Raw genomic sequence first — 11,776 nt, forward strand, 5'->3', positions numbered from 1 at the left:
CGCACTCCTGAGGAGGCCGGCTGATGAGCACCCCGATGGACCCCCACGACCAGCCACCCGCCTACCGGCCAGAGCCCCACGGCTCCAGCGCGGCGCGCATCGGCGACGCGGTGGTGGAGCGCGAGCGGGAGCGGTTCGGCGGCGTCAAGGTGGGCTCCGCGTTCTTCGGATGGCTCACCGCGACGGGCACGGTCGTGCTGCTGACCGCCATCGTGGCGGCGGTGGGCATCGCGATCGGCGCGGCCAGCAACACCGACATCGACGCGGCGACGGACCAGGCCGCCGCCGATCCGACGACCGTCGGGATCGTCTCCGGCATCCTCCTGCTGCTGGTCGTCCTGGTGGCCTACTACTGCGGCGGGTACGTGGCCGGGCGGATGGCGCGCTTCAACGGCGCGCGGCAGGGCGTCGCCGTGTGGCTGTGGGCCGTGGTGCTGTCGGTGGCGGTGGCCGTCCTCACGGCGATCGCCGGCGCCCGCTACAACGTGCTGGCGGAGCTGAATGGCGTTCCGACGGTGCCACTGGACGAGGGCTCCCTCACGTTCGCGGGGGTGGTCGCACTGGTCGTGATCGCGGTGGCGAGCCTGGTGGGCTCGGTGCTGGGCGGCATGGGAGGCATGCGGTTCCACCGCAGGGTGGACCGGTTCGGCTTCAGCCGCTGACCAACCTATACCCCCGGGGGTATATAGTCGGGGTGTGGACCAGCACCTGACCCCCCGCACCACCCCCGTCACCGACGGCGCCGCCGCCCGCCGGATCGTCATCGTCGGCGGTGTCGCTGGCGGCATGAGCGCCGCCGCCCGCGCCCGCCGCAACGACGAGCGCGCCGAGATCATCGTGCTCGAGAAGTCTGAGCACGTGTCGTTCGCGAACTGCGGCCTGCCGTACCACCTGTCCGGCGAGATCGAGCGCCGCGACGACCTGCTGCTGCACACGCCCCAGTCGCTCGCGCGCGCCCTCGACCTCGACGTCCGGACCCGCCACGAGGTCGTGGCCGTGGACCCCGCGGCCCAGGCCGTCACCGTCCGCGGCCCGCACGGCGAGCACCAGATCGGCTACGACGCGCTGCTGCTCGCGCCGGGCGGCGTCGCCGTGCGGCCCCCGATCGACGGCCTCGACCACCCCGCCGTGCACACCCTGCGGACCATCCCGGACGTCGACGCGCTGCGCGCCGAGGTCGACCGGATCACCTCCGCGCAGACCCCGGGCGCCGCCCCGCGCGCCGTCGTGGTGGGCGCCGGGTTCATTGGCCTCGAGGCTGTGGAGGCGCTCACCGCACGCGGGGTGCGCGTCGACCTGGTGGAACTGGCCGACCAGGTGCTGCCCCCGCTCGACGCCGAGCTCGCGCCGCTGCTGGCCGACGAGCTCGCGGATCACGGCGTCGGCCTGCACCTCGGCGTCTCGGCCCAGTCGGTCCACCCCGCCGCCGACAGCCACCGCGTCACCGTGGCCCTGTCCGACGGCACGCGGCTCGCCGCCGACCTCGTCGTGGTCAACGTCGGGGTGCGCCCCGCCGGCGACCTCGCCCGCGAGGCGGGCCTCGACACCGGCCCCACCGGCGCCATCACAGTCGACGCGGACCAGCGCACCTCCGACCCGCACATCTGGGCCGTGGGCGACGCGGTCGAGGTGGTGCACGCCGTCACCGGCGCCGTCGGGCCCGTCCCGCTGGCCGGCCCGGCCAACCGCCAAGGCCGCCGCGCCGCCGACTCCATGACCGGGCGCCGCACCACCCCGCAGGCCACAGTGCTCGGAACCGCCATCGTGCGCGTCTTCGGCCTCACCGCAGCCGTCACCGGCGCCAGCCAGGCCACGCTGCGCCAGGCGGGCATCGCGCATGAGGTGGTGCACCTGCACCCCGCGCACCACGCCGGCTACTACCCCGGCGCCGAGACGATGCACCTGACGGCGTCCTTCGCGCCCGACGGCCGCCTGCTGGGCGCCCAGGCCGTGGGCCGGTCCGGGGTGGACAAGCGCATCGACGTGCTCGCCACCGCGCTGCGCGCCGAGATGACAGCAGACGACCTGGCCGAGCTCGAGCTCGCCTACGCCCCGCCGTACGGCTCCGCCAAGGACCCGGTGAACATGCTGGGATTCGTGGCGCAGAACGTGCTCAGCGGCGCCATGCCGCAGTGGCAGGCCTGGGACCTCGACGAGGCGCTGCGCACCAGCCTGGTGCTGGACGTGCGCTCCGCCGCGGAGTTCGCGGCCGGCCACCTGGACGGCGCCCTGAACATCCCGCACACCGAGCTGCGCGCCCGCCTGGACGAGGTGCTCGAGGCCGCCGACGGCCGCCCGGTGAAGGTGCACTGCGCCAGCGGCGTCCGCTCCTACCTGGCCACCCGCATCCTGCTGGCGCATGGCGTGGACGCCAGCAACCTCTCGGGAGGCTGGCTCACGCTCGAGGCGGCCCGCCGATCCGCGGCGCCCCTTCCCCCGCGCGTGCCCACGACCCGCGTGACCAACGACCCGGAGGAGATCCCCGCATGAGCACCACCCCCACGCCGTCCCTCGGCGACCGCATGCGCAGGCTGCTGGGCCGCGGCCAGGACGACGGGCGGCTGCGCGCGACAGTGGACGCCGCCCGGGCGCTCGAGCTCGTGCGAGACGGCGCGTCGCTGGTCGACGTCCGCGAGCGCGGCGAGTGGCGTGCCGGCCACGCCCCGCAGGCCGTGCACATCCCCCTGGCCGAGATCGACAAGGCCGCGCAACGCGTCGCCAAGGGCCGGCCCGTCGTCGTGATGTGCGCCAGCGGGATGCGCTCGCGCACCGGCGCGAAGCGGCTGCGCGCCCTCGGCCTGGACGCGACGAGTCTCTCGGGCGGCATCGGCGCCTGGCAGGCCGCGGGCGGCGCCGTGCGGCGCTGACTCCCCCACACCTCACCACCACACCCACCCCGTTTGAAGGAGTTCCCCATGTGCTTCCCCGTTCCCTGCGCCACCTGCGGCAAGACGACCTGGGACGGCTGCGGCCTGCATGTCGACGACGTGATGTCGCAGGTCGCCGCCGATCAGCGGTGCACGTGCCGCCGCTGAGCAGCGCCCACGACAAGGCGGCGCCGGGCCCTGCCGCGGCGCCACCCACCGATACCCAGCGGGGTATCGTGCCCAGCAGTCACCGAGGAGGAACCGGCATGGAGCTCGACAGGGACGAGATGGCCAAGGTCAGCAACCGGCTCAAGCGCGCCCAAGGGCAGCTCAACGCCGTGGTGCGGATGCTCGACGAGGGCCGGGACTGCGAGGACGTCGTCACCCAGCTCTCGGCCGTGTCCCGCGCCCTGGACCGCGCCGGGTTCGCGATCATCGCCTCGGGCATGCGGCAGTGCATGACGAAGTCCGACGAGGGCGAGCAGACGCTGGACGTGCAGAAGCTCGAGAAGCTCTTCCTCTCGCTGGCCTGACTGCGCCCTAGGCCCGCTCGAGCAGGGTCAGCACCTCGTAGTGCGCCGTCTGGGGAAACATGTCGAGCACCTGCGCCTGGCGTGGGCGCAGCGACGGCATCAACGCGAGGTCGCGGGCCAGCGACCCCGCATGGCAGCTCGAGTACACGACGTGCCGCGCCGAGGACTCCTCGAGCCAGCGGCTGAGGTCCTCGCCGAGCCCGCGCCGGGGCGGGTTCACCACGACCAGGTCGGGCACCCGCTCAGCCGCGAGCGCGAACGCCGTCGCGTCGCCGGCCTCGAACGTCACTCGGCCCAGGCCGGCCTCCTCCGCGCTGAGCCGCGCGCTCGCCACCGCCTCCACGCTGGTCTCGATGCCGACCACCTCGCGCTCGGGCTCGGCGACGTGCAGCGCGAAACCGCCGACCCCGCAGTACAGGTCCCACACCGAGGCGGGCGACTTCTCGGCCACCCAGGCGGCGGCCTGCCGGTAGAGCGCCGCGGCGACGCCGGTGTTCGTCTGGAAGAAGCTCTGCGGGCGCAGGTGCAGGTCGACGCCGCCCAGGCGCATCCGCAGCGTCTGCTGCTCGGTGAGCACGATCTCCCGCTCACCCTCGACCGTCGCCTTGTGCTCGGGGTGCAGGTTCACGGACACGACCGCCAGCCGCGGCAACGCCGACCGCAACCACGGCAGGTGCTTGCGGATCCGGGCGACGGACTCCTGCGACCGCAACACCAGCCGCAGCATGAGCTCGCCGTCGGGCGACTCGGTGACCAGCAGATACTTCAGCTCGCCGGTGCGCTGCGGCACGCTGTACGGCGCGATCGCGGCGCGCGCCACGAACTCGGCCAGCACCGGGAACGCCGCCCGCAGTCCCGGGGTGTAGAGCCCGCACAAGCGCAGGTCCACCCCGCGCCCGTCGGCGTCGAGGATGCCCAGCGTCGGCTCGTGCGCGTCGCCGCCCACCACCAGCTTCGCCTTGTTGCGGAAGCCCGACTCGGGGCTGGCGACCGGGGGCAGCCACTGCAAGCCCTCGGGGCGCCCGAGGGCGAGGTCGGCGTGGCGCTGCTTGCCCGCGAGCTGCTCGGCGTACGGCTGCCCCATCAACGTGCAGGAGCGGCACTGCGCTGCGGCGAAGTACGAGCAGTGCATGGGCGCGAGCCTACGTGACGGACCCGGGAGCCCTGGACGGCTCCGCCAGCCGCCCGACGAGCGTGAACGGGGCGCTCACCAAGCCGCGCGGGGTCCGCACTGCGTACCGGGTGCGCCCACGCTTCTCGATGACCCCGACCAGGCCCGCGTACTTGCCGCCTCCGAGCAGCCGCACCCGCTCCCCCGGTTCCAGGTCGACGGCGCCGCCCGGCGCGCCCACGCGCGCGCCAGAGCCGCCGTGGCGCGCCGCGGCCCGGACATGCGCCAACTCCGCCACGTACGCCGGGTGCATCGGCGCCGGCTGGCCCCGCAGCGTCCACGTGTACAACGCGTCCAGGTCCAGCGTCGGCGAGCACGTCGGGCAGGTCCGCACCCGCACCGGCCGCCGGTGCACGCTCATGCGATGCCCCGCCGGGCACACCCCCACCCACGGCCCCTCGACCTTCGGTGCGTCGGACGGCACACACCGCTCGCCGCTGCCGCCGATCCGCACAGCCGTCGCCCGCCACACCGCGTCATGCCCGTGCCCCGGCCCCACGAGCGCGTGGGCGATCTCATGCAGCACCGTGTCGCGGACCTGCTCCACCGAGTGCAGCGCCGTCAGCTCACGCGACAGCCCGATCTCGCGCCGCCCCGCCCGGCACACCCCGGCCCGCGTCTTGGCCCGGTCGAGCACCAGGGTCCAGCGCTTCAGTCCGTGCTCCGCCATCAGGCCCCGCGCCATGCGCTGGGCCTCCATCAGGTCCACCCCGCCCTCAGAGCGTCGGGATGACCTGCTCGCGCACCTGCTTGCGGAGCACCTTGCCGAGCATCGAACGGGGCGTGTCCTGGATCTGCACCACGCGGCGCGGCACCTTGTAGGCGGCCAGCCGCTCGCGGCAGAACGCCCGCAGCGCCTCCTCGTCGAGCGCGACGCCCGGCTCCAGCTCGACAGCCGCGACGACCATCTCGCCGCCCCGCTCGAGCGGCTTGCCGATCACCGCGACGTCCGCGACGTCCGGGTGCAGCCGCAGCACGGCCTCCACCTCGGACGGGGAGACGTTGAAGCCGCCCGTGATGATGATCTCCTTGGCGCGGTCCACGATCGTCGTGAAGCCGTCCTCGTCCACCGTGACGATGTCGCCCGTGCGCAGCCACCCGCCGGGCAGCAGGGTCTTCGCCGTCTCCTCCGGGTTGTTCCAGTAGCCCTGGAACACCTGCGGCCCCTGCAGCAGCAGCTCGCCCGGCTCCCCCTGCGCCACGTCGACAGTCGGGTCGTTCACGTCGACGACGCGCATCGACGTCGACGGGAACGGCACCCCGATGGTGCCCGTGCGGCGCGTCGGGTGGAACGGGTTGCCCAGGGCCACCGGCGAGGACTCCGTCATGCCGTATCCCTCGACCAGCAGGCCGCCGGACACCGACTCCCACAACTCCACGACGTGCGGCGGCAGGTTCATCGCGCCGGAGATGCAGTACTTGCACGAGCGCAGCGAGACGCCCTTCTCCTTCGCGGCCAACGCCGTCCGCTCATAGATGGGCGGCACCGCGCAGTACACCGTCGCCGGGGACTTCTTCATCGCGTCGAGGATGAGGTCCGGGTCGAACTTCGGGAACAGCACGATCAGGGCCTGCTTGCGGATGCCGTACGTCAGGTACAGCGTCATCCCGAATGCGTGGAACATCGGCAGGATCGCGTAGAAGACCTCCTTGCGGAGCTCCGCGCCGTGCATCCACGCCTCGCCCTGGAGCGCGTTGGAGTACAGGTTGAAGTGCGTGAGCATCGCGCCCTTGGGCAGGCCCGTGGTGCCCGACGTGTACTGGATGGCGGCCAGGTCCTCCACGGCCGGGCGCGGGTGCGCGCCGTCGATCGGATCGGCGGAGAGCAGCTTCTCCCACGGGATGGTCCCCGGCGCCGGGGCCGTCAGCGCGTCGCGCGTCGCGCGCAGCTTCTTCACCGGCAGGCCCAGGGCCAGGCGCTTGACCGTCGGGAACGCCTTGAGCAGGTTCACCGAGACGATGTGGTCGATCTCCACATCGGCGGGGAACGCCTGGATCGCGGGGACTGCCTTGTCCCAGGCGATGACCACACGGGCCTGGTGGTCCTCGAAGAGGTGCCGCAGCTCGCGGGACGTGTAGAGCGGGTTGTGCTCCACAGCGATGGCGCCCAGCCGGAGCACCGCGTAGAACGCGATCACGTGCTGCGGGCAGTTCGGCAGCGCCAACGCCACCCGGTCCCCCGCCCGCACCCCGAGCTTGCGCAGCCCCTCCGCCGCGCGCGCCACCTGGTCGCCGAGCTCGGTGTACGTGGTGCGACGACCGAAGAACTCCAACGCCGGATGGCTCCCGCCCTCGGCCACCGAGCGCTCGAACAACGCCACGAGGGACTCGGTGGGCAGGTCGATCTCGGCCGGCACGCCCGGCTGGTAGTTCTTCACCCAGGGGTGCTGCTGGTCAGTCGTCGACATGCGGCCATTGTCTCGCGCGCCGCTGGGCGCCTGTGCTCAACTCGGGGCTCGACTGCGCCACATCACCCGCATCCAGGGGTCTAGGGCACTGCGAGCAGGACCTCGTGCCCAGTGGGCGACGCCTCGGCGTCCGTCACCAGGCCCGGTGTGCCGCAGACGATCACGTCGGCCCGCTCCCACGGCCGGTCGTCGGCGAGGAACGGCAGCTCCTGGGCCATCCAGCCGTGCCAGAACTCGATGCTGGCCGCCTCGTCGCCGTTCACGCCCTGCGCGATGTCGCGGGCGATGCCCCGGCGCTCCGCCTCGGCGGCGTCGGACTGCACCCACACGGCCGCGTCCAGCAGCCCGGTGAGCGCGCGCTGGCTGGCGCCGACGCCCTCGACGATCACGAGGTCGAGCCCGGCGGGGACCTCGATGGCGCCGTCGCGCCCATGCGCCGGCCAGGCGGGCGGTTGGTAGGAGACGGCGAGCCCGCGGCGCAGCGGCTCGAGCACCCCGCTGACGAGCAGTGGCGCCCAGCCGAAGAACGACTCGTTCCAAGCCACGTCGTCGGTGTGGACGATGGCCGAGGCGGGGACGGCGGCGTTCATGCGTGCCGCGAGGGTCGTCTTGCCGCCAGCGCTGCGGCCGTCGACCGCGACGATCCTCGGCCTGCCGGTGGGGGCGCCCCGAGTGGCGCCGAGCAGGCGCAGCAGGTCGTCGGTCGAGGCTGCGGTCCAGGGCGCGGCGACGGGCTCGCCCGCGTGCGGGGTCAGGGTCACGGTCACGCCCACAGCATGCCGCCCGACAGGCCAGCGCGGGTGGGAAACCGGCCGGTGTGAAACCGGCCCCGGCTGGAGGTGGGGTGGGCCCAGCCGGGACCGGAAGCTCGTCAGTCGAGCAGGTCCTTCATCTTCTTCTGGATGAGCGCCGCGGACCGCCGGGGCGACAGCCGCGCCAGGCGGTCCAGCATCGTGGCGTCCTTGCCGACCGTGACCCGGTAGGCGTCGCGTTCCATCCCGTCGAGGATGATGCGAGCCGCGTCGGGGGCCGAGGTCATCTTGTGCTTCGACTGGTCCGCCGTGGCCGCGTCAGGCTTCCCGTGCATCTCCACGCCCGAGTTCTTGGTGATCTCTGTGTGGATCGCGCCCGGGAACACCACGGTCACCGACACCGGCGTCTCCGCGAGCTCGGAATGCAGCCCCTCGGTCAGCAGCTTCACGGCTGCCTTCGACGCGCCGTACACGGTCTGCCCGGGCACGGGGATGAACCCGCCCATGCTGGAGACGTTGACGATGTGCGCGCTCGGCCTGGCGACCAGATACGGCAGGAACGCCTTGGTGGTGTGCATCAGGCCCCAGAAGTTGATGGCCATGACGCGCTCGATGGACGGGTAGTCGAGGTCGATCAGCGGCACGAACGGCTGGATCACCCCGGCGCAGTTGATCAGCCCGTCCACCTGGCCGTGCTCCGCGATGATCGCCGCGGGCAACGCCTCGACCGCCGCGCGGTCGGTGATGTCCACGACGTGCGTCGAGAGCCTGTCCGACCGGCTGCCCGCGCGGTCCAGCGTGGCCTTCAGGCCGTCTTCGCTGATGTCGAGCGCCGCCACGCGCGCGCCGCGCTCAAGGAGGCCCAGGACCAGCTCCCGGCCGATTCCGTTGCCGCCGCCGGTTACCGCGATGGTCTTGTCTGTCACCTTCATTGGGGACACCTCCTGTGGAGTCACCGCAAGGTTAAACCCGGGGACCACCGGCTCAACAGGACCTACGGCCCGACGTCAGCCTGCGCGACGTCGCAGGTGGGGAGGCATACAGCCCGCACCAGGACCGAGGTCCGTCACGGTTTCGCCGACTCGACCTCAGCCGTGGCTCGGCACAGCCGGGAAACAAGAAGGACCGCCACCCCCGGCGAGAGGGATGACGGCCTTCGAGTGCGCGATCAGCCTTGCGGCGATCGCAGCGAGACCAGGTTACCGCCTCGCGACAGTGGTCCCTGGCCACCGAGCCCTGCCAGGTGGAGCATGGACGCACTGTCACCGGATGAGGAGGCCATCGTGGGTTCGCATCACCAGGCCATGGGCTCGCACGACGGCCCGCACAAGAAGAAGGACTCCGGCGGCCTGGCGAGCGTGATCCGGCTGATCGTGATCGCGCTGACCATCGCCGCCATCGTCAAGGAGCTCCGCACACCGCAGGATCAGAGGACGTGGCACGGCAACGTCGCCAGGTTCGTCCCCTACGACTTCCGCAGGCCCACCCTCGACCGGGTCCGTGAGCGGATGTGGGCGCCGGATGACGCCCAGGTGGTGAAGCCGGAGGTGTTCGGCGTCGGCTGGACGGTGAACTTCGGTCGCCTGGCCGCCCTCGCACGGCGGCGCGTCTCCGCTAGCTGACGTGTCGGGGCCGGGCCCGACGACGCTGCCTCGCGTCGTCGGGCCCGGCTCTCCACTCAGTTCCGGACCACTCAGTCGAACAGGATCGACACCTTCACCGCGCCGCTCGGCGTCGTCAGCAGGTCGAAGCCCTTCTGCAGGTCCGCGAACGGGATCCGGTGGCTGATCATCGGGGCGAACTGCTCCCAGTGCTCCGCCAGCTGGTCGGTCACGTCGAAGATCTCCGTCGGGTAGCCCATCGCCCACCGCAGGTCGAGCTCCGCCATGAGCGCCATGCTCATGTCCAGGGAGAGCGCGTGCTTGTAGACACCCGCCGTCGAGACCCGGGCCCGCGTCTTGGCCGAGGCCACGATCGCGTCGAAGGACGCCTGTGCGCCCGCCACGTCGATGTACAGGTCCGTGCCCGCGCGCGGCAGCCCGATGCCGTTGGCCGCCGAGCCGTGGAGCTCCATCAGCTGGGCGGTGACCTCCTCGGGACTGCCGCTGGAGTCGAGCACCGCGTCGGCGCCCATGCGCTTCGCCAGGTCGAGCCGGTCCTGCTGGACGTCGGCCACGACCACGTGGTCGACGCCGCGCAGCTTCAGCCAGATCAGCGCGCCCAGGCCGATCGGGCCTGCGCCGAAGATCACCACCTTGTCGGTGGGCAGCGGCTCGCCCCGGTTGACCGCGTGCAGCGCGACGGCCATCGGCTCGTTGAGCGCCGTCACCTCGAACGGGATGTCGTCGCGGATCTTCTTGACGCTGACGCCCACCTCGCAGTCCTCGACGAGCACGTACTCCGCGAGCGCGCCGAGGCGGCCGCCGTTGCCGATCACGCCGCTCGGCGCCGCCATCGGGTTGATGAAGACCGCGTCGCCCTCGGCCAGCCCGGTCACGTCCTTGCCGACCGCCGAGACCACTCCCGTCGGCTCATGCCCGATCGGCAGCCCGCCGGGCATGGCCGGATAGCCGGGCAGGGCGCCCATCACGTAGTACGACGTGTCCGAGCCGCAGATGCCGCACGCGCGCATCTTCACGACGACGTCGCGGTCGCCCGGAACAGGATCGGGGACCTCCCGGATCTCGAGGGTGTTCGGACCGGTCACGAACGCTGCCTTCATCGACTGCTCCTTTGCGCCAATGTGCGACCCCGCGACATTGCGGGGAGGCGCCGGGGGACGACGCCGTCACCCTTCGGACACTAGGCGGCCTGGCCAGCCACGACGTCGGGCCAAGGTCCCTGCGTCCGATCAGGCGACGTCCCCGTCGCGCCTACCGGCCGTCGTCGCGTCCGCGCCTGCGCAGCGACGGGTCGAGCAGCGCCGGCGGCACGTCGAACTTCTCCTCGGGGGCGAGGTCGACGCCCGGGGCCACGATCGCGTCGACGGCGTCGAGCACATCGGCGGTGAGCACGGTGTCCGCGGCGGCGAGCTGCGACGTGAGGTGGTCCATGGTGCGGGGCCCGATGATCGCGCTCGTCACCGCGGGGTGGGCGGTCACGAAGCCGAGGGCGAGCTGGATCATCGTCAGGCCCGCCTCGTCGGCGACCTTCGCCAGCTTCTCGACGGCGTCCATCCGGGCTTGGTTGGCCGGGATGGCGAGGTCGAACCGCTGCGGCATGAACGCGGAGCGGTGGGTGGCGATCTCGCGCCCCTGGCGGACCGCGCCGGACAGCCAGCCTGAGGCCAGCGGGCTCCACACAAGCACGCCGATCCCGTACTCCTGGGTCACGGGCAGCACGTGCGCCTCGATGCCTCGCTGCAGGATCGAGTAGCTGGGCTGCTCGGTGACGTACCGGCCCAGGCGGTTCTCGCGGGCGGCCCACTCGGCCTGGACGATGCGGTACGCCGGGAACGTCGAGGAGCCGAAGTAGCGGATCTTGCCCGCGCGCTGCAGGTCGGTCAGCGCCGAGAGCGTCTCCTCGTCGCTGGTGGTCGGGTCCCAGCGGTGGATCTGGAACAGGTCGACGTGATCGACGCCGAGGCGCTGCAGGGAGTGGTCGAGCTCGGCGACCAGCCAACGGCGCGAGGCTCCTCGGTGGTTGGGCTCGTCGCCCATGGGCATGCTCGCCTTCGTGGCCAGCACGATGTCGTCGCGTCGGCCGGCGATGGCCTTGCCGACCATCTCCTCGGACCCGCCCTGGCTGTACATGTCGGCGGTGTCGATGAGGTTGACGCCCGCCTCGAGGGCGACGTCCACCATCGCAGTGGCGTCGTCCTGGGTGGTGTCGCCGATCGCCCCGAAGTTCATCGCGCCGAGCGCGAGCGAGCTGACCTGCACACCGGTGCGGCCCAAGGTGCGGTAGAGCATGGTTCCTCCTGGGTGGGTGGGCGGCGTGGAGCGAGCCGCTTGCTGTTCATGCCTGCTGCCTGCCATGCTCAGAAAACCGGAGCATTGCTCCGGTCTCGACTATACGGAGCGCTGTTCCGGTTGACAAGAGATCG

At 72.2% G+C, this 11,776-nt stretch carries 12 protein-coding genes; 5 read left to right on the top strand and 7 right to left on the bottom strand.

Annotation, left to right across the window (positions count from 1 at the left end):
* Window positions 1-23 precede the first annotated feature (23 nt).
* The 4 genes from QUV83_RS03015 to QUV83_RS03030 all read left to right on the top strand — a co-directional run bounded on the left by QUV83_RS03015 (window position 24) and on the right by QUV83_RS03030 (window position 3,400).
* Window positions 24-662, top strand: coding sequence for a hypothetical protein (locus QUV83_RS03015; RefSeq protein ID WP_289562512.1), 639 nt, complete (start codon window positions 24-26; stop codon window positions 660-662).
* A gap of 34 nt (window positions 663-696) precedes the next feature.
* Window positions 697-2,490 carry an FAD-dependent oxidoreductase gene (locus QUV83_RS03020; RefSeq protein WP_289562513.1) on the top strand — a complete coding sequence of 598 codons (1,794 nt, stop codon included), beginning with the start codon at window positions 697-699 and terminating at the stop codon, window positions 2,488-2,490.
* Window positions 2,487-2,867, top strand: a complete 381-nt coding sequence (locus tag QUV83_RS03025) for a rhodanese-like domain-containing protein (RefSeq protein WP_289562515.1) — start codon at window positions 2,487-2,489, stop codon at window positions 2,865-2,867. The genes QUV83_RS03020 and QUV83_RS03025 overlap by 4 nt, the downstream gene beginning before the upstream one ends.
* A 266-nt stretch (window positions 2,868-3,133) precedes the next feature.
* Window positions 3,134-3,400 carry a metal-sensitive transcriptional regulator gene (locus QUV83_RS03030; RefSeq protein WP_289562516.1) on the top strand — a complete coding sequence of 89 codons (267 nt, stop codon included), beginning with the start codon at window positions 3,134-3,136 and terminating at the stop codon, window positions 3,398-3,400.
* A gap of 7 nt (window positions 3,401-3,407) precedes the next feature.
* On the opposite strand, the gene rlmC is transcribed toward QUV83_RS03030, so the two are convergent.
* The 5 genes from rlmC to QUV83_RS03055 all read right to left on the bottom strand — a co-directional run bounded on the left by rlmC (window position 3,408) and on the right by QUV83_RS03055 (window position 8,663).
* On the bottom strand, window positions 3,408-4,532 hold the full coding sequence (gene rlmC / locus QUV83_RS03035; RefSeq protein WP_289562518.1) for a 23S rRNA (uracil(747)-C(5))-methyltransferase RlmC: 1,125 nt from the start codon (window positions 4,530-4,532) through the stop codon (window positions 3,408-3,410).
* Between the two features lie 10 nt (window positions 4,533-4,542).
* Window positions 4,543-5,271, bottom strand: a complete 729-nt coding sequence (locus QUV83_RS03040; protein WP_289562519.1) for a SprT-like domain-containing protein — start codon at window positions 5,269-5,271, stop codon at window positions 4,543-4,545.
* Window positions 5,272-5,287: 16 nt separating this feature from the next.
* On the bottom strand, window positions 5,288-6,979 hold the full coding sequence (locus QUV83_RS03045; protein WP_289562520.1) for a long-chain-fatty-acid--CoA ligase: 1,692 nt from the start codon (window positions 6,977-6,979) through the stop codon (window positions 5,288-5,290).
* 80 nt (window positions 6,980-7,059) lie between these two features.
* On the bottom strand, window positions 7,060-7,746 hold the full coding sequence (locus QUV83_RS03050; RefSeq protein WP_289562522.1) for a uridine kinase family protein: 687 nt from the start codon (window positions 7,744-7,746) through the stop codon (window positions 7,060-7,062).
* Window positions 7,747-7,850: 104 nt separating this feature from the next.
* Window positions 7,851-8,663, bottom strand: coding sequence for an SDR family NAD(P)-dependent oxidoreductase (locus tag QUV83_RS03055; RefSeq protein WP_289562524.1), 813 nt, complete (start codon window positions 8,661-8,663; stop codon window positions 7,851-7,853).
* Window positions 8,664-9,014: 351 nt separating this feature from the next.
* Here QUV83_RS03055 and QUV83_RS03060 point away from each other — a divergent pair, with 351 nt between their 5' ends.
* Entirely contained in the window at window positions 9,015-9,353 is a 339-nt protein-coding gene (locus QUV83_RS03060; RefSeq protein ID WP_289562526.1) for a DUF5808 domain-containing protein, read from the top strand.
* A gap of 71 nt (window positions 9,354-9,424) precedes the next feature.
* On the opposite strand, the gene QUV83_RS03065 is transcribed toward QUV83_RS03060, so the two are convergent.
* Together QUV83_RS03065 and QUV83_RS03070 are read right to left on the bottom strand one after the other, a co-directional pair.
* On the bottom strand, window positions 9,425-10,453 hold the full coding sequence (locus QUV83_RS03065) for a zinc-dependent alcohol dehydrogenase (protein ID WP_289562528.1): 1,029 nt from the start codon (window positions 10,451-10,453) through the stop codon (window positions 9,425-9,427).
* A gap of 151 nt (window positions 10,454-10,604) precedes the next feature.
* Complete coding sequence (locus QUV83_RS03070; protein ID WP_289562530.1) at window positions 10,605-11,642, bottom strand: aldo/keto reductase; 1,038 nt, start codon at window positions 11,640-11,642, stop codon at window positions 10,605-10,607.
* Between the last annotated feature and the right edge of the window lie 134 nt (window positions 11,643-11,776).

Source organism: Cellulomonas cellasea (assembly GCF_030372105.1).
GTDB classification, from domain to species: Bacteria; Actinomycetota; Actinomycetes; order Actinomycetales; family Cellulomonadaceae; genus Cellulomonas_A; species Cellulomonas_A cellasea_A.

Bases quoted from the DNA above. Each gene is read 5' to 3' on its own strand.
- QUV83_RS03070 (WP_289562530.1), bottom strand. From the start codon at position 11,642: ATGCTCTACCGCACCTTGGGCCGCACCGGTGTGCAGGTCAGCTCGCTC.
- QUV83_RS03040 (WP_289562519.1), bottom strand. From the start codon at position 5,271: ATGGAGGCCCAGCGCATGGCGCGGGGCCTGATGGCGGAGCACGGACTG.
- QUV83_RS03030 (WP_289562516.1), top strand. From the start codon at position 3,134: ATGGAGCTCGACAGGGACGAGATGGCCAAGGTCAGCAACCGGCTCAAG.
- QUV83_RS03045 (WP_289562520.1), bottom strand. From the start codon at position 6,979: ATGTCGACGACTGACCAGCAGCACCCCTGGGTGAAGAACTACCAGCCG.
- QUV83_RS03025 (WP_289562515.1), top strand. From the start codon at position 2,487: ATGAGCACCACCCCCACGCCGTCCCTCGGCGACCGCATGCGCAGGCTG.
- QUV83_RS03065 (WP_289562528.1), bottom strand. From the start codon at position 10,453: ATGAAGGCAGCGTTCGTGACCGGTCCGAACACCCTCGAGATCCGGGAG.
- QUV83_RS03015 (WP_289562512.1), top strand. From the start codon at position 24: ATGAGCACCCCGATGGACCCCCACGACCAGCCACCCGCCTACCGGCCA.
- rlmC (WP_289562518.1), bottom strand. From the start codon at position 4,532: ATGCACTGCTCGTACTTCGCCGCAGCGCAGTGCCGCTCCTGCACGTTG.
- QUV83_RS03055 (WP_289562524.1), bottom strand. From the start codon at position 8,663: ATGAAGGTGACAGACAAGACCATCGCGGTAACCGGCGGCGGCAACGGA.